Origin of the sequence: Pantoea sp. UBA5035, assembly GCF_002415245.1 — a bacterium.
In the GTDB taxonomy this organism is placed as follows: domain Bacteria; phylum Pseudomonadota; class Gammaproteobacteria; order Enterobacterales; family Enterobacteriaceae; genus Pantoea; species Pantoea septica.
In genome coordinates, this window is sequence record NZ_DICD01000003.1 from 81,243 (window position 1) to 97,871 (window position 16,629).

Annotated in this window: 15 protein-coding genes; 7 read left to right on the forward strand and 8 right to left on the reverse strand. The window is 58.3% G+C overall.

The window, feature by feature from the left end; translation table 11 throughout:
- Positions 1-8 precede the first annotated feature (8 nt).
- On the reverse strand, positions 9-881 hold the full coding sequence (locus B3229_RS01275; protein WP_286867899.1) for an oxidoreductase: 873 nt from the start codon (positions 879-881) through the stop codon (positions 9-11).
- A gap of 95 nt (positions 882-976) precedes the next feature.
- Complete coding sequence (locus B3229_RS01280; protein WP_286867901.1) at positions 977-1,600, reverse strand: transcriptional regulator; 624 nt, start codon at positions 1,598-1,600, stop codon at positions 977-979.
- A 460-nt stretch (positions 1,601-2,060) separates the two neighbouring features.
- On the opposite strand from B3229_RS01280, the gene B3229_RS01285 reads away from it, so the two are divergent.
- Positions 2,061-3,608 (forward strand): sensor domain-containing diguanylate cyclase, encoded by a 1,548-nt coding sequence (locus B3229_RS01285; protein WP_286867902.1) that lies wholly within the window; start codon positions 2,061-2,063, stop codon positions 3,606-3,608.
- Positions 3,609-3,611: 3 nt separating this feature from the next.
- Here B3229_RS01285 and B3229_RS01290 read toward each other — a convergent pair whose 3' ends face one another.
- Positions 3,612-6,191, reverse strand: coding sequence for a bifunctional diguanylate cyclase/phosphodiesterase (locus B3229_RS01290; RefSeq protein ID WP_286867903.1), 2,580 nt, complete (start codon positions 6,189-6,191; stop codon positions 3,612-3,614).
- Positions 6,192-6,420: 229 nt separating this feature from the next.
- Here B3229_RS01290 and B3229_RS01295 point away from each other — a divergent pair, with 229 nt between their 5' ends.
- Together B3229_RS01295 and B3229_RS01300 are read left to right on the forward strand one after the other, a co-directional pair.
- Positions 6,421-8,073 (forward strand): methyl-accepting chemotaxis protein, encoded by a 1,653-nt coding sequence (locus tag B3229_RS01295; RefSeq protein ID WP_286867904.1) that lies wholly within the window; start codon positions 6,421-6,423, stop codon positions 8,071-8,073.
- Between the two features lie 228 nt (positions 8,074-8,301).
- Positions 8,302-8,592, forward strand: coding sequence for a hypothetical protein (locus B3229_RS01300; protein WP_048782694.1), 291 nt, complete (start codon positions 8,302-8,304; stop codon positions 8,590-8,592).
- Between the two features lie 64 nt (positions 8,593-8,656).
- On the opposite strand, the gene yajD is transcribed toward B3229_RS01300, so the two are convergent.
- Entirely contained in the window at positions 8,657-9,004 is a 348-nt protein-coding gene (gene yajD, locus B3229_RS01305; RefSeq protein WP_033790448.1) for an HNH nuclease YajD, read from the reverse strand.
- 121 nt (positions 9,005-9,125) lie between these two features.
- Between yajD and B3229_RS01310 the strand changes: the two genes are divergently transcribed.
- Positions 9,126-9,425 (forward strand): nitroreductase, encoded by a 300-nt coding sequence (locus tag B3229_RS01310; RefSeq protein ID WP_286867908.1) that lies wholly within the window; start codon positions 9,126-9,128, stop codon positions 9,423-9,425.
- Between the two features lie 20 nt (positions 9,426-9,445).
- Here the strand turns inward: B3229_RS01310 and B3229_RS01315 are convergent, their stop codons facing one another.
- A complete protein-coding gene (locus B3229_RS01315) occupies positions 9,446-9,919 on the reverse strand; it encodes a winged helix-turn-helix transcriptional regulator (protein WP_286867910.1) in 474 nt (157 codons plus the stop codon).
- 201 nt (positions 9,920-10,120) lie between these two features.
- On the opposite strand from B3229_RS01315, the gene B3229_RS01320 reads away from it, so the two are divergent.
- Entirely contained in the window at positions 10,121-11,254 is a 1,134-nt protein-coding gene (locus B3229_RS01320) for an MFS transporter (RefSeq protein WP_410477769.1), read from the forward strand.
- A 238-nt stretch (positions 11,255-11,492) separates the two neighbouring features.
- On the opposite strand, the gene B3229_RS01325 is transcribed toward B3229_RS01320, so the two are convergent.
- Positions 11,493-12,524, reverse strand: a complete 1,032-nt coding sequence (locus B3229_RS01325; protein ID WP_048782653.1) for a methionine synthase — start codon at positions 12,522-12,524, stop codon at positions 11,493-11,495.
- A gap of 26 nt (positions 12,525-12,550) precedes the next feature.
- Positions 12,551-13,534 (reverse strand): DUF1852 domain-containing protein, encoded by a 984-nt coding sequence (locus tag B3229_RS01330; protein WP_286867914.1) that lies wholly within the window; start codon positions 13,532-13,534, stop codon positions 12,551-12,553.
- 406 nt (positions 13,535-13,940) lie between these two features.
- Here B3229_RS01330 and B3229_RS01335 point away from each other — a divergent pair, with 406 nt between their 5' ends.
- Both B3229_RS01335 and B3229_RS01340 read left to right on the forward strand, forming a co-directional pair.
- Complete coding sequence (locus tag B3229_RS01335; RefSeq protein WP_048782649.1) at positions 13,941-14,711, forward strand: transporter substrate-binding domain-containing protein; 771 nt, start codon at positions 13,941-13,943, stop codon at positions 14,709-14,711.
- 73 nt (positions 14,712-14,784) lie between these two features.
- Positions 14,785-15,873, forward strand: coding sequence for a DUF2817 domain-containing protein (locus tag B3229_RS01340; RefSeq protein ID WP_286867918.1), 1,089 nt, complete (start codon positions 14,785-14,787; stop codon positions 15,871-15,873).
- Here B3229_RS01340 and B3229_RS01345 read toward each other — a convergent pair.
- Complete coding sequence (locus B3229_RS01345; RefSeq protein ID WP_286867920.1) at positions 15,858-16,625, reverse strand: 2OG-Fe(II) oxygenase family protein; 768 nt, start codon at positions 16,623-16,625, stop codon at positions 15,858-15,860. The genes B3229_RS01340 and B3229_RS01345 overlap by 16 nt on opposite strands.
- Between the last annotated feature and the right edge of the window lie 4 nt (positions 16,626-16,629).

Sequence of the window (16,629 nt, forward strand, 5' to 3'; positions counted from 1 at the left end):
GGGCCGCACTAGCGGCCCTTTTTATTGCCGATATCGTCCAGCACCGCCAGCGCCTCATCCGGCAGCGTCAGCTGCGCCGCCGCCAGGTTTTCGCGCAGATGTTCCGGCGACGAGGTGCCGGGGATCAACAGAATATTGGGTGAGCGCTGCAGCAGCCAGGCGAGCGCCACCTGCATCGGCGTGGCGTTAAGCTGCTGCGCCACCTGAGTCAGTTGCGTAGACTGCAGCGGCGTAAAACCGCCGAGCGGGAAGAAGGGTACGTAGGGAATGCCCTGCGCGGCGAGCTGGTCAATCAGCGCGTCATCCTCGCGGTTGGCGAGATTATACAGGTTCTGCACGCAGGCGATTTCGGTAAGCTGCTGCGCCTCCTCTACCTGACGCGCCGTGACGTTGCTCAGCCCGATATGGCGGATCACCCCTTGCTCTTTGAGGTCCATTAGCGCCCTGAGCTGCGGTTCAAGGGAACCTTCCGTGGGTTTTTGCGGATTGAGCATGCTGCGCAGATTCACCACTTCCAGCACGCCGAGATCGAGGTTACGCAGGTTATCTTCCACCGCGCTGACCAGCTCGCCCGGCGAAAAAGCGGGCAGCCAGCCGCCTTTCTCATCACGACGCGCGCCGACTTTGGTGACGATAATTAAATCTTCCGGGTAGGGATGCAGCGCTTTTTTTATTAGCTGATTGGTCAGGTGCGGGCCGTAAAAATCGCTGGTGTCGATATGACGCACGCCGGCGGCGATGGCGTCGCGCAGCACCTGGATCGCGCGCGCTTCATCTTTTGGCGGGCCAAAGACGCCGGGGCCGGCAAGCTGCATCGCGCCGTAACCCACGCGGCCGACCTCATCGTCGCCGAGACGATAGCGAAGTGAAACCTGAGACATAGTAACCTCCTGATGAAAGGGACTCAGTAAGTGTACTCGCTGTGGCCTGATTACGCGCTGGAAGGGTAGGGCAGAACAGAAGGGAAGGCGGCCGCTCAGGCGACCGCGTGCATTTGCGGATAGAGATGATGAACACGGCGGTCGGGGCCGCAGAGCAGCACTGGGTGGCCATCATTCAGACGCGTCAGATAGTGCTGATGCATCATCTCCGTCAGGCCGGCGCCGCACCAGTAAAGATGATGCTGATGCGCGGTTGCTGGTTGATAGATGGCGCTGAAGGCGCGCACTTCGACGCAGAAGCCCTGACCGCCGAGCCTGATCGCCTCCAGCCAGATTTCAGTCTGGTTTTTCTCGCTGACATTTTCCAGCAGCAGCGGAATGGCGGCGGCGCGCGTGGCGTGGCGTGCCATGCTGCCCGCATAGGCGACAATCAGATGGTGAAAACGCTCAATCCGGCGGCCGGCGCCGGTACGGGTATCGTCTCGCAGCCACTGATGAAGCGGCAGCAGCAGCCGTAACACGAAATCATCGCCGGTAAAGTTGCTGGCAAGCTTGCGTAGCAGCACCGCCAGCGACTGCTCGCTGCCGAACTCGAGCTGCCAGAGCATGTCGCCGCGCCGCGCCGCCCAGCCGCCGGTGCGGACAGGATGCGCGCTGGCCTGCGCCGTTTTGATCTCGCGGATCGTTGCGCCCTGGCTGGTCAGGCGCGTCATATCCATCACCTCCTGCAGCTGAGCTTCAGTCCAGTCATGACCAGATGCATGTTTATGGATAAAGCCGCTTCGAGTCCAGCGCTTCAGATTATGAAGAGCGGCACCCGATATCGCGCAGATGGTTTCAGACGAATAAGTCATATGCTGTCCTTGAACGGAGAGCGAATAGCCACCGCCTGCGGCAGTGGATGAATATACAGTCTGAACCTGTCGCAGCGAAATTAATACAGCATAAAATATTGTTTTACTTGCCGTTTCGCTTATTCAGGAGAGAGTGTCCTTTGGAATTAGCAACTTATCAGTTAACGTAATGATATGTGAATATTTTGTTTAGAAAGGTGATTTAGCTGCATAAAAGATAAACGCGGCGACATTTTGCCTTTTTCCGGCGAAGCTATGCTCCGCCCTCTGCGCTGGAATGCCTCCATGTGCTTAACTTATCACAAGCATTTCTAAGAGGCGGGACATGAAACTAAAAAGGAGAAGCGATCGGGCAACGTCGTTAAATCGTTCGCTGCCCCGAAGCATCGCAATGGCCGGGCTGCTGCTGACGGTAGCGGTAACCGGACTTAACCTCTGGACGATGCGTGAAGCCTGGCGCGATACCCTTATTCAGTCTGAACAGATGGCGGTGAATCTCTCTCTTTCTCAGGCGCGTCAGGCGGACGACACCATGCTGCAGACAGAGCTGTCGCTGCGTGAAGTGCAGCATCAGCTGATGAGCGAAATGGCGTCCGGCGTCAACGGCGCCGCTCTCGGCCAGACCATGCAGGAGCTGGCGAGCCGGCTGCCGCAGCTGCATGGGCTGTTTTATTACGACGCACAGGGCAAGTGGATCGCTACCTCGACACAGACCATCCCCAAAGGCATCAACAACTCCGATCGCGAATATTTCCACTACCACCGAATGAATCCACGCGACAGCGTGCATATCGGCCCGGTAATACGCAGCCGCAGCACCGGCGATCTGGTGATCCCGGTGTCGCTGCGGGTCAACGACGCCTCCGGCGGCTTCAACGGCGTGCTGCTGGCGACTATCCGCGTCGACTATTTTCGTCACTACTACAGCTACTATGAGCTGGGCCCGCAGGATGTGCTGGTGCTGATGCTGGCGGACAGCACGGTGCTCTACGCACGGCCGATGCCGGACAGCTATATCGGCAAAAACCTCTCCTCCAGCCACCTTTTCCAGGCGATGCTCGCCAGCTCAGACAAAGGAAGCGGCCAGTGGCGCGCCGCGCTGGACGGCCAGGCGCGCATTTTCGGCTTTGCCCGCTCCGAGCGTTACGGGCTGGTGGTGGCGGCAGGCTACGATAAACATAATCTGCTGAGAAACTGGATCAAAGGGCAGGTAGAAGATGTGCTGCTCGATCTGGCGCTGCTGGCGGGAATTGTGCTGCTTGGCGCCTATATCCTCAGCCAGGCCCGACGCAGCCTGCGCTATCAGCAGGAGCTGACCCGCCTGCGCGACGAGCTGACGGCGGTGAACCTCTCACTGGAGAACCTGGCGCACGCCGACGGCCTGACCGGCCTGGCGAACCGTCGCCAGTTCGACCATTTCCTGCAGCAAAGCCTGCTCGACGCGGCGGAGCATGGCCAGCAGCTGTCGCTAATCCTGATGGATATCGACTATTTCAAACGCTACAACGATACCTATGGCCACGTCGCCGGCGACGCCTGTCTGAAAACGGTTGCCAGCGCGTTAAAAGGGCTAACGCTGCGCAGCGGCGACAAGGTGGCGAGATACGGCGGTGAAGAGTTCGCCATTATTCTACCTGGCGCCACAGGGTCGGATGCGCTCAACATCGCTAACGCGGCGGTGAAGGCGGTGAGCGCGCGCAATATTCCCCATGACTCCTCCTCGATAGCCGCGCACGTCACGCTGAGCGCGGGATGCGCGACCTTTCTGCCCGAAAGCGATCGTCCAGAGCCTCAGACGCTGATTGAGAAGGCGGACGAGGCGCTCTATCTGGCGAAGCATAGCGGTCGCAACCAGGCACGGCGTGGCGCCTGAGCGCTACAGCGAGGTTGGCGCGGCGCAGTAGGTTTCGACGATCTGCGCCAGCGGCTGAGGTTTACCGAGGTAGTAGCCCTGCAGACCGTCGCACTCCATGAGTTTGAGCTGCTCCATCTGCGAGGCGGTTTCGACCCCCTCTGCGGTCACGCTCAGCGAGTAGGCCTTGCCGAGTCCGACCATATTCTCGACAATCTGCCGCGCCTGCGAGGAGTCGTTCAGCGGAAAGATAAAGGATTTATCGATCTTGATGCCGTCGAACGGAAAGGTGCGCAGATAGTTCAGCGAGGCGTAGCCGGTGCCGAAGTCGTCGATTAAAAACTTTACCCCCAGCGCCTTGATCGCCAGCATCACCTCAAGCGTGGTTTCCGGATCCTGCAGCATGGCGTTTTCCGTTACCTCGATCTCCAGCCGGCTGCTCGGCAGACCGGTAGCGTCCAGCGCGGCGCGAATACGCCGCGGCAGGCCTTTATCGCTGAACTCTACCGCGGAAAGGTTGACCGACACCGCCAGGCCCGGCAGGTCGCGGTGCGTATCTTCGCAGGCGCGCAGCAGCACCCAGTCGCTCAGCGCGCCGATCAGCCCGGTCTCTTCCGCCAGCGGGATAAACTGATCGGGCATCAGTACGCCGTGCTGCCTGTGGTGCCAGCGCACCAGCGCCTCCACGGCGGTGACGCGCGCAGATCGCACGTCGTAGCGCGGCTGCCAGGCGAGGCGCAGCTGATTAGTGTGGATCGCCTCACGCAGTTCGCGCTCCATTTCGCGCCGCTGTACGATCTTCTCTCCCATGTCGCGCTGATAAAACACCCAGTTATTGCGCCCGGCATTTTTCGCTTTATAGAGCGCAATATCCGCATAGCGCAGCAGATCGCCAGGGTTGTTGCCATCCTGCGGCGCCAGCGCGATCCCCATGCTGGCGCCGATAAAGACGTCGGCGCCGTTGATAGCGAAGGGCAGATTGATCTGAGCGATGATACGGCTGCACAACTCGCCGATCTCCTGCTCGCTGTGGATATCGGAGACGATCATGACAAACTCGTCGCCGCCGAGGCGGGCGGTCATCCCGGCATCCTTAAGGCAGGCGTTGAAGCGCAGGGAGACCTCGTGCAGCACGCTGTCGCCGGCGGCGTGGCCGTAGAGATCGTTCACCGGCTTAAACTTATCCAGGTCGATCATAATGACCGCCAGTGGGCAATCGCTATGAAGCGCGTCGCTGAGCTTGCCCGCCAGACAGGCGTTCATCTGCGCGCGATTGGGTAACCCGGTCAGTTCGTCGAACTGCGAGAGATAGCGGACGCGCGCCTCGGCCTCGACCTCGAGGGTAACGTCGGTGGCGGTACCGCGGTAGCCCTTTTTCCCCTGCGCCAGGGTAACGGGACGCAGCGTGAGGTTGCAGAAGCGAATATGCTGCTGCGCGGATCGGTAGCGGCAGCGCAACAGCGTCAGCGGCTCGGCGGGCTGCTCCCGCTGCGTCAGCCGCTGCGGCAGGTCGGCGTCGTCGAGCAGAAAATCGTGCAGCGGCTGCTGCAGCCAGTCCTGGCTGTGATAGCCGGTGACGGCGGGAAAACGGCCGGAGATCCAGGTAAAGCGCAGCTGCGCGTCCGCTTCCCAGATCCAGTCGGTGGTGCTCTCCGCCACGTCGCGAAAGCGCTGCTCGCTGGCGGCCAGCGCCTGCTGGCTCTGCTCCAGCAGAAAAGTGCTGACGTCGCTATGGCGCGCTTTGCGCAGCGCGCTGCGCATCAGCATGGTGGCAGTGAAAAAGGTGGCGCACATCAGCAGCGCCAGCAGCGGCAGCAGCCAGGTGAGCAGCGCGCCGCCGGGATCGTCGCTCTGCCACTTCAGCGTCACGACGCCGCCCAGCGCCGACGCGAAGTAGCGGTCATGCTCGCCGGTGCCCTCGGGCGGCGCGTCGGCGTAGCTGAGTTTTTTAATGCCATACTCCGCGCCCGCGCTTTCCAGCTTGGCGGGGGTCAGACGATCGACAAAAATCATGATCGAGGGCGGGCCCGCGACCATTTTTACGCTGTGGTCGCCGCCGGGGGTAATCCAGGCGGCGCCGAGCAGCGCCAGCTGGTCGCCGACGCGCACCAGCCGCGCTATCGCCTTGCCGTCGCTCTGCTGTAGCCGCTGCTTCAGGGCGTTAAGCGCATCTTGCCCCATCCACGCCTGAAAACTCTCGCGGCGCAGCGCGCCGTCGAGCACGCTGTAGCGCGTTTCGCCACTGGGCGCGATGACGAATACGCCCTCGTAGCCGAAGGTTTTGAACAACGATTCGCCCAGATTCTGGTTGCGCCAGGCCCAGTCGAGGTTCAGCGTGCGATGCAGGTTGTTATAGGCCTCGCCCCATTCAGCGTTGTCGCTAAGGTGAAAGCGCATGCTCTCTTCGCTGCTGGCGAACGCCTTTCCCAGCAGCAGCCCGCTGCGAAGATCCGCTTTATCATTCAGATCGTCGGCCACGCAGAACAGCGCGGTCAGCGCGGCGCAAAAAGAGAGGCCGAGCAGCACCAGCATAATAAGCATCGGTTTTCTGACCAGGCCGCGCGCGCGTCCGTCAGATGAGGGATGAAAAGCGTAAGTCGTCATGTTTTGTCGCCGCGCCAGAGAATCGATAAAGGGTATTCCAAATACCTCTCTCGGTTATCGGCAGCAGGGCCCTGGACTACAGCCTGAGTAGAGAGGAATGGCGATAATCTGAGGCAGGTGTCAAAGCGCGGTAATAAAATTAATTAAAGGTGAGACGTTGCCGATGATAAGGAGGCAAAACCCTGCCTGAACGCATAAGGACAGGGAGGCTTACCTTATGGAGAACAGGATGAACATTACCCAACGCCTGCTGTTGGCATTTTCGCTGCTGTTTGGCGCGATTATTTTACAGGCCGTGCTGGCTATTTCGCTGCTGTCCGGATTTCAGGATCGCTTCGAATATGTCCAGGCCAACGCCATTCCCTCGATCAAAGATCTGGGAAAAATGATTAATGAAGGCAATCAGCTGGCGATCACGCTCTACAAGCACCAGAGCCAGACCGAAGACGCGAAGTTTGTAGATGTTGAAAAAACTATCAGCGATAGCCTGGCGCAGATCAAATCGCAGATCGACTACTACATGGCCAACGATATCTCCAACGACGAAGATAAGCGCCTGACCAACCTCGCCTATGAAAATCTTCGCGCCATCAACGATCGGCTGCCGGCGTTTCTCGCCGCCTCCCATGCGCACCAGGATACTTTGACGCTCGGGCTGATCGAGGGCAATGAGGGTGTCGGCGCGGCGATTCGCCAGATGATTGCCGACTACCAGAAACAGCTGACGCTGAATATCGATATCAGCAACCAGCTGCGCGATACCAACCGCAGCCTGTTCACAACCGTGCTGTGGGCCACCATCGGCGGCGTTATTGCCACCGTCGTGCTGTTCGGTCTCTTCTCCACCCTCACCATTCTGCGCATTCGCCGCAGCCTGTCGGCGATGGGCAACGTGATGGCGCGCGCCAGCGACAATCTTGACCTGACGCTGAACGCTGATGAAAGCCGCCGCGATGAAATTGGCAATATGGCGCGCGCCTTTAACCACCTGATGCAGCGCGTCGCCTCGGCGCTCGCCTCGGTTAATCAGGCGTCGCAGTCGGTCAGCAGCGCATCGGTGCAGATTACCGCAGGCAACGAAGATCTCTCTTCGCGCACCGAGCAGCAGGCGGCGTCGCTGGAACAGACGGCGGCCAGCATGACCGAACTGAGCGAGACGGTGCGCCAGACGGCGGATAATACCCGTCAGGCGAGCCAACTGGCGGCCAACGCCAGCAGCCTCTCTGAGAAGAGCGGCGAATCGCTGACCACGATGCTGGCGACGATGGACAATATTCGCGGCAGCTCGCGTAAGGTGAACGATATTGTTTCGCTGATCGAAGGCATCGCATTCCAGACCAATATCCTGGCGCTCAACGCCGCGGTAGAGGCGGCGCGCGCCGGCGAGCATGGCAAAGGCTTCGCGGTCGTGGCGGGCGAAGTAAGAAACCTGTCGCAGCGTTCTACCGCCGCTGCCCATGAGATCAAGGCATTGATTGAAGCTTCGCATCAGCTGACGGAAGCGGGCGCCGCGCAGGCGAGCGACGTAGGCCGTAATATGGACGTGATGAAAGACGCGATTCGTCAGGTGAGCGATCTGGTCGGCGAAATCGCCGCCGCCGCGGTCGAGCAGAGCCAGGGCATCGCGCAGGTGCATCAGGCGGTGAACCAGATGGACGACGTGACGCAGCAGAACGCCGCGCTGGTGGAAGAAGCGTCGGCGGCGGCGCAGTCGCTGCAGGAGCAGGCCAGCACGCTGACCGCGCTGGTCGGCAAGTTCCGTGTAGGCAATGATTTCGAGGCTCTCGCGCCGCGTGCGCCAGCGGCTCAGCCGTCGCGTCTGCGTACTCCCGCGCCGCAGCGCGTCGCGGTGCTCAACGAAGCGGACTGGCAGAGTTTCTGATGCGAAAAGCGGGAATGACGCATGCCGTCATTCCCGTTAACAGGCCATATCCATCCGGAGGTGAGCTCGCCTCCGGATTTTTTTATCTTCAATCCCACCTTTCCGCACCACGACGCGTCTGCACTCCGCCGTTATCCCCTGGGTAAGATATGTCCCAAACAGACCTTTTTAAAACAATAGCGACTATAATTTAAGTTATCTTAAATTATATAGCGATCGAGGATGACTATGGCTAGCTATACAATCCGGGTCGAGTTGAAAGATCAAACCGACAAAATGCGCACCGAGCTGCTTTTCACCATGCTGGATAATGGTTTTTCACGCAGCGTAGTATGTGAAAGGGGCTTTACCTACGCGCTGCCCTCTAACGAATTTATCTATGTCGGGTCGGAGAAGATCGCCCTTCTGATGAACAGGATCGTGACGTTGATTAGCAAATTCAGCAAGGATCCGTCGGTGCTGGTAACCCGTTCGGACGAGAGATGCTGGTCAGGACTGCGCGTGGTTCATCTGGAATAAAACGCTCTCCCGCCGCCGCAGGGCGAGAGCGAGCAGGGCAGCCAGCACTGCTGCCCGGCATGGGTTATTTTTTCTTATTGAGCATCGCCTGCAAATCAGCGAAGGGATTATAGGTGGCGGCGCCGATATCTTTTTGCGCATCTTCTCCCGCGACCACCCGGGTGCCGTACTGATCCGCTTCGGTGTACTTCGAATGTTCATGGTCATGACAGTAGAGGCACAAAAGCTCCCAGTTGCTGCCATCTTCGGGATTATTGGTATGATCGTGGTCGATATGATGAACGGTAAGCTCGCGCAGGTTAGAGTAAACAAACTCGCGCGCGCAGCGTCCGCACACCCACGGATAGATTTTCAGCGCTTTCTCGCGGTAGCCGCTTTCCAGCCGCGCGTAGTTTTTGGGGATCAGAGCCATGGTGATTGTTACCTGTTAAATACTATTGCCTGTGCAAACCCAGCTGCAATTGATGTAAGCCGTGAGTCAGCGATTTCATTTTATGATAACTGTTATGCCGTCATTCAATGAGGAAAATAAGATGGACCAGCCATTCACGCAAGAAGAACAGCGGATAATCATGGAGACGCTGACGCGTCACGAGGAGGGGTTAATCAGACGGGTCGCCGAGGTTATCGCCGAAACGGAGTCCGCCGCCAATGCGGAGTTTGCCGCAGCCGGCATCAACTTTACTCAGCACTCGCCGGCAAACGCCGATTACCTGACCATCTTTCTCTTCGGTAAGCTATTTGACCATCTGCACGAAGGCAATCTGTCAATGGGAGAGAAGATTTTAACGATGGAAGCGAAACGGCTCGGCATTAGCCTGCACGTGGAGTAAGTTTCAGGCGGCGGTGCGCATCACCGAGGAGAATCCTCCTCTTCGCCAGCCCTAACGCGCCGACGATGACAGTCGGCCGGCGTCAGCCGCGCCCCGTCGCAGGAGCGCACTTCTAGCGGCTCAACCTGCTTGCCATGGGCGTTATCTACCAGAACAGAGTGCGTTTCGCCTTGTTCAAACAGATAGCGCTCGCCCCACTGACGTATCGCCACTACCAAGGGGAAAAGGGTTTCGCCTTTTTCGGTCAGAACATATTCCTTATAGGCGCTGCCGTCTGAAGCCGGGCAAAGGTTAAAAACACCGATATCGACCAGGTGTTTCAGCCGGGATGCCAGAATATTTTTCGCCAGCCCCAAATTTTTCTGAAACTCACTGAATCGGCGCACGTCGTCAAACGCCTCGCGGATAATCATCAGAGACCAGCGTTCGCCAATCGACTCAACCGTCCTGGCAATAGGGCATTCGCTGGTCATAAGTGATTGCTGTTTCGCCATCTCTGTTCACTCTCCGCTCGTCTCTGAAAACGCCAGCATAATCCGCCGCGAAAGAGGTTGCAAAAAAAAACCATCATTGTAGATTCTGGTGCAAGGTAGTTTCAAAAAGAAACCAGAGGAGTGCTTATGCAGGCTAAGGCAGAAACCGATTCTGAGGTTGCGATCGCACCCGCAGAAACTTGCCCGGTGCTTTCGCCCTGGATGACCTTGCTATTCTCGCTTACCTGCGCCCTGGCGGTGGCGAACGTCTACGCCGCGCAACCTCTGCTTGAATCCATGGCTGCCAGCCTCAATGTGGCGCCCGGCCTTATCGGCAGCGTCGTCACCCTGACACAAACCGGCTACCTGATCGGCTTGCTCTTTCTGGTGCCGCTCGGTGACTGGGTGAACCGCAAAAGGTTAGTTATCGCGCTGCTGCTATTTTCGGCGCTGGCCTTAGCGCTGGCCGGGCTGGCGCTAAATCTGCCGATCCTGCTGGGGGCGATGCTGCTGGTCGGTCTGCTGGCGGTGGTGGTGCAGCTAGTCGTGGCGTGGGCTGCGGTGCTGGCCGATTTCCAGCGGCGCGGCAAGGTTATCGGCACCGTCACCAGCGGCATCGTGTCAGGGATCCTGCTGGCTCGCTTTCTCTCCGGGGCGATCGCCGACCTTGCCGGCTGGCGCGCTGTCTACTGGCTTTCCGCCTGCCTGATGCTGGCGATCGCCCTGGTGCTGGCCAGGCTTATGCCCCCGACCCCGAAACCGGCGAAGCGGCCCCGCTACGCTGCGCTGATGGGCGCTTTTTTCCGCCTCTATGTCACAGAGCCGCAGCTGAGGACGCGCGGAATTTTCGCGCTGCTGATCTTTGCCGCTTTCAGCATGCTGTGGACCACGATGGTGATGCCGCTCACCGCCATGTCGCTTTCCCATACGCAGATCGGACTATTTGGTTTCGCGGGCGTAGCGGGCGCGCTGGCAGCGTCGCGAGCCGGAAGATGGGCAGACGGCGGCAGAGGGCGGCGTGCAACCGGCGCCGCGCTGGCGTTGCTGACGCTCTCATGGTTGCCTGTCGCTGGCGCCGAAATGTCGCTGCTGTGGCTGATTATGGGCACTATCGCGCTCGATTTTGCCGTGCAGACGGTTCATGTGATTAATCAGAGCACGATCATTGCCGCCCGGCCTGCCGAGGCCAGCCGTCTCGTCGGCGCTTATATGGGCTTTTACTCGGTAGGCAGCGCGCTTGGCGCCTTCGTCGCCACTCAGCTCTATGCGCTGTGGGGATGGCAGTCGGTCTGCCTGGCTGGCGCGCTGGTAAGCCTGTGCGCCTTTATTTTGTGGGCCAGGCTGCATGAGTCCTGAAAGTATATATCCTCGTTTAAGGAGCAATAAGGTTGCTCACAAAGGGATATACGTGCGAGAAGGGCGAATGGATGCAGAGGGGTAAAATTATTTTCAGCTATGTGTGGCTGATGATGGCGCGATGAGGGATGAGTGGCTGCGCCTGAATACCTCTCATGGATTGAGGTGGGATTTCAGCCCAGTCAGGCGCTGCCTGATCGGGCTGCATTTTCACGTAGCGCTCGTCCGCCTCACGACGTTACTTCGCCAGCAGCTCTCTTCTGACAATCTCCGCGCCTGCGCTCAGCGCATTGAGCTTGCCGTTCGCCACGTGGCGAGGCAGCGGGATCATGCCGCAGTTGGTGCAGGGATAGAGCTTGTCGGCGTCGACAAACTGCAGCGCCTTGCGCAGGGTGCTGGCCACCTCTTCCGGTGTCTCGATGGTGTTGGTCGCCACGTCGATGGCGCCCACCATCACTTTTTTGCCGCGAATCAGCTCAATCAGATCCATCGGCACGCGCGAGTTCTGGCACTCCAGCGACACGATATCGATATTCGATTTCTGCAGCTTCGGGAAAATCTCTTCATACTGACGCCATTCCGTTCCCAGCGTCTTTTTCCAGTCGGTGTTGGCTTTGATGCCGTAGCCGTAGCAAATATGCACCGCCGTTTCGCACTTCAGGCCTTCAATGGCCCGCTCCAGCGTCGCGATTCCCCAGTCATTCACTTCATCGAAGAAAACGTTAAAGGCAGGCTCGTCGAACTGGATAATATCTACGCCGGCCGCCTCAAGTTCTTTAGCTTCCTGATTGAGAATTTCGGCGAACTTCCATGCCAGCTTTTCGCGGCTCTTATAGTGGCTATCGTAAAGCGTATCGATCATCGTCATTGGGCCAGGCAGCGCCCATTTAATCGGCTGACTGGTCTGCTGACGTAAGAATTTCGCATCCTCGACGAAAACCGGCTTTTGACGGCTCACTTCGCCGACCACGGTCGGCACGCTGGCGTCGTAGCGATCGCGAATTTTCACAATCTCACGCTTTTCAAAATCGACGCCGCTCAGGTGTTCAATAAAGGTGGTGACGAAATGCTGCCGCGTTTGCTCGCCATCGCTGACGATATCGATGCCGGCCTGCAGCTGATCCGCCAGACATAAACGCAGGGCGTCTTGCTTGCCGTCGACTAATTCTCGATCCTGCAATTTCCAGGGCGACCAGAGCACCTCAGGCTGTGCCAGCCAGGAAGGTTTAGGTAAACTGCCGGCGGTAGAGGTTGGTAGTAACTTTTTCATCAAGCGTGACCCTGTCGGTTAAATAATCAAAGAACGAAATGCGCAGCCCATTTATCAAGCATCGGCTGGTAGGGTTTAATAAAGTTCTCTTCGGTGAACTTACCCTGCTCAACGGCCAGCTGGCTACGTTCTTCGCGGTCGTAAACAATGCGCGTTAAAGAGTAATCCTGATGATTCAGGTCCGGCTGATAACGTTTTCCCGCCGCTGAGTTGGCGTTATAGATTTCAGGCCGGTAAATCTTCTGGAACGTCTCCATGGTGCTGATGGTGCCGATCAGCTCAAGATTGGTGTAGTCGGCCAGCAGGTCGCCGCTAAAATAGAAGGCCAGCGGCGCGACGCTATTGAGCGGCATAAAATAGCGAACCTGCAGCCCCATTTTGGCAAAGTAGCGGTCGGTTAAAGAGGGCTGATCTTGCTGATATTCGACGCCCAGCACCGGGTGGTGATTATTGGTTCGGTGGTAAACGTTTTTGCTGGAAACGCTCAGGCAGATAACCGGCGACTTTTGAAAGCACTCTTTATAAGCCGCTGACGCAACGAAACCTCTGAAGATGGCGCCATGCAGATCGCCGAAATCCTCAGGAAGGGTGAACTCCGCTTTATTCCTGTTGTGCTCATGGAGCCGTACGCTGAAATCGTAATCGCGCACGTAAGAAGAGAAGTTATTACCTGGAATACCTTCGATACGCTGGCTGTTTTTGCGGTCGATGATATTCGGTCTTAATATTTCAATCACCGGAAAGGTTGCGCGACGGCCTTCCGTCTCGATAATCATTTCAGCGGAAATAATATCGACTTCGACGGCATAGCGATCGCTGTTCGGGTTATCCCACTGCGCCAGCGAATTGAAACGGTTGTCAATCATTGCCAGCGCGTTGCGCAGATTCTGCTGGCGTTTGTCGCCTCGGGCCAAATTGGCAAAGTTGGTGGTGATGCGCGTATTTTCCGAAGGATTATAATTTTCGTCGAAACGAAGGGTTTTAATCGTAAAGTTGAAGGGTTGCGTCATTTTAATCTGGCATCCTAATTCGTGATGGACAATCTGGCGTTAATTCTTTCTTTTCAGGATATCCCGATTTGTTAAGCTGCTATCTCGTTCACAACTTTTCGCGTTACCAATACTTAACATCCATGTATCTTTTATGCCTGAGTCGGGAATCAACGAAAAGTGATATAAATTCAACGAACATGAACCATTTTCATGATCGCCTTTGCCTTCGTGCGGTGGGCAGAGCAAGCCCGAAATGAAAAAGCAGGCGTTAAGCAAAACTTAACAGGGCGGATAAATTCGCTAACGTATTAACAAATATAAGAATTAACTCTCGATTAAGCCGTTTTTTCGGTGGTGGCCGTTCATCCGTCATGGTATTAACTCTGGATGACGTTTTATCCTTGTCCGCCCGCTGGAGAGAATAATGAAAAAGAGCCTGTCCTTCGCTTTACTGCTGTCGCTTGGCGCGTTTAGCCAGCTTTCGCTGGCCGAACAGACGCTGCGCTTTGGCGTCGATCCTACCTTCCCGCCGTTTGAATCCAAAGCCAGCGATGGCTCGCTGCAGGGTTTTGATATCGAGCTGGGCAACGCCATCTGCGCGCAGGCGAAGGTGACGTGCCAGTGGGTGCAGATCGGCTTCGACAGCAGCATCCCCGCGCTGCAGGCCAGGAAGTTCGATGCGATCCTTTCGGCGATGTCGATGACGGAAAAACGCCGCGAGCAGGTCGACTTCAGCGCGATGATCTACAACACCCCGAGCGCGCTGCTGACGCCGAAAAACAGCGCGCTGACGGACGATATCCGCACGCTGCGCGGCAAGTCTGTCGGCGTGGCGCAGGGCACGATTCAGGAAACCTACGCCAAAGCGAAGTGGGCGGCGCAGGGTGTCAATATCGTCTCCTACCCGAACCAGATGGAGATCTATCCGGATCTGGTGGCTGGCCGGCTTGACGCTTCGCTGGCGAACGCGGTGTCGGCGGCTCAGGGCTTTCTCAATACGCCCGAAGGCAAAAATTACGCGATCCAGGCGACGCTGGTCGATAAAGACCTGCTCGGCAACGGCGTCGGCATCGGCCTGCGTAAGGGCGACGTCGCGAATCTCAAGCTGATCAACGACGCGCTGGCGCAGCTGCATGCTAACGGCACCTACGATCGGCTGGCGAAAAAATATTTCGCCTTTAAGGTTTACCCATAAGCAGCGATGCGGGTCGCCCTCAGCCGCCGGCTGGTTTAGGGGCGATCCGCCGCTGCCAGCCACAGGAAATCCCATGTTCGATTTGCCGCATTACGCTTCCCAACGCGCCCGTTTTGTCGCCGCCGTCGAGCGCCAGAATGGCGTTCTGACCTCTTATCGGCATCCGCTGACCGGCCCGCAAGGCGAAGCGCTTTTTACCGATGTCGCGGTGTTGGGCGATCCCCAGGCCGCTAACCTGATGCTGATTATTTCCGGCACGCACGGCGTAGAGGGTTATTACGGCTCCGATAGCCAGATTGCGTGGCTCAATCGTTTCCATCTGACCGCCTTACCCGACGACACCGCGATCGTGCTGCTGCATCTGCTCAATCCCTGGGGAGCCGCGCATCTGCGGCGCGTCAATGAAGATAACGTCGATCTCAATCGAAATTTCATCGACTTCGCCCAGACCCCGCCCGCTAATGCAGCCTATGCCGAATATCACCGTTTTTACCACGGCGAACGCGCTCAGGCCGATCGGCTGCTGCAGGCGGCCCTCGACGGCGCGGGCTGGGCCGCGATAAAGCCGGTAGTGGAAGCGGGGCAGTATCATTTTGCCGACGGCCTGTTTTATGGCGGGTCGCAGCCCAGCTGGTCTTATCGCACTCTGCAAGCGATTGTTGAACATCATCTCGCGCGCGCGACGACCATTCTCAGCTTCGATTTGCATACCGGCGCGGGCGCGTGGGGACATCCGATGCTGCTCTCGATCGCCGAACGGCCCGTCGCCGCACATCAGTGGGGGAAAACGCTGTATGGCGAATGGCTGACCCTGCTGTTTACCGGCGCCGGACGAGAGAGCGAGACCGGCGTAACCGCCACCGCCACGGGCTATCTCTCGCAGTTCCTGCTGGACGCCTTGCCCGATACGCATATTTTGCCGCTGGTGGTGGAGTGCGGCACCTTTCCCGGCGAAGAGATGCATCGCCGCGTGCGCGACGATCACTGGCTGCACTTGCAGGGCGATGCGGCCAGCGAGGCAGGGCGCGCCGTCAAACAACAGCTGGTAGAAGGGTTCTGGCCAGCAGACCGCGACTGGCGCGATCTGGTGGCCTTTCGCACCCAGCAGATTTTCACGCGGGGATGGAACGGTTTACTCGGTCTGGATCACAGCCGTCCGTAAAAGGTCATGCGCGCCGTCTCGGAGAGCGCGACGCCCGGCTCGGTATTGTAAGCCAGCACGGCCAGCATACGCGTGATATCACCTTCGGTCGGCGTTACCCGGTGCAGCGAATTGCGGCCGCGAAACAGCACCAGATCGCCGGGGTCGATCTCCAGCGCCTCCACCGGCCGGCGCTGATCCAGCACCTCGGCCACGCCGTCGAAGTTCATCTCGCCGGCATCGGCGTCGCGCAGATCCTTCACATACTGGAACAGGCCGCCGCCGCGCGGCTTCTGCACCAGCAGGGTGATAGCAAAAGAGGAGTTGTCAAAATGCCAGCCGAGCTCCTGGCCGTCGGGCGCGTAGTGCAGGTTGATGGAGGAGAGCGGATCGGCATAGGGATAGAGCGCGCTTTCTCCCAGCACATCGCACAGGAACTGTTTAAACAGCGCGTCGTTGTAGAGCTGGCGCAGCGGCGACTCGGCGGCGATCAGATCGTCGGTAATACAGCCTTTGGTGCTGCTCACATCGCGATTGCGCGGATGATCGGCGCTGTAGGCGGCGTCAGGTTTCATCAGATAGACGTTGTGTTTGCTGAGGGTGTGGAAAGCCCGATGGCGCTGTGCCTCGCCTTCGGCAACGATCGCCTGCAGCGCGGCGGGCTGTAAAAACTGACGCAGCACCAGCGCGCCGTGCTGGTTGAGCTGTTCGCGGCAATCGCGCCGCCAGCGGACGTCGGCGAGCGGGTGTAAATCGAAACGGATCAAGTCCATCGCA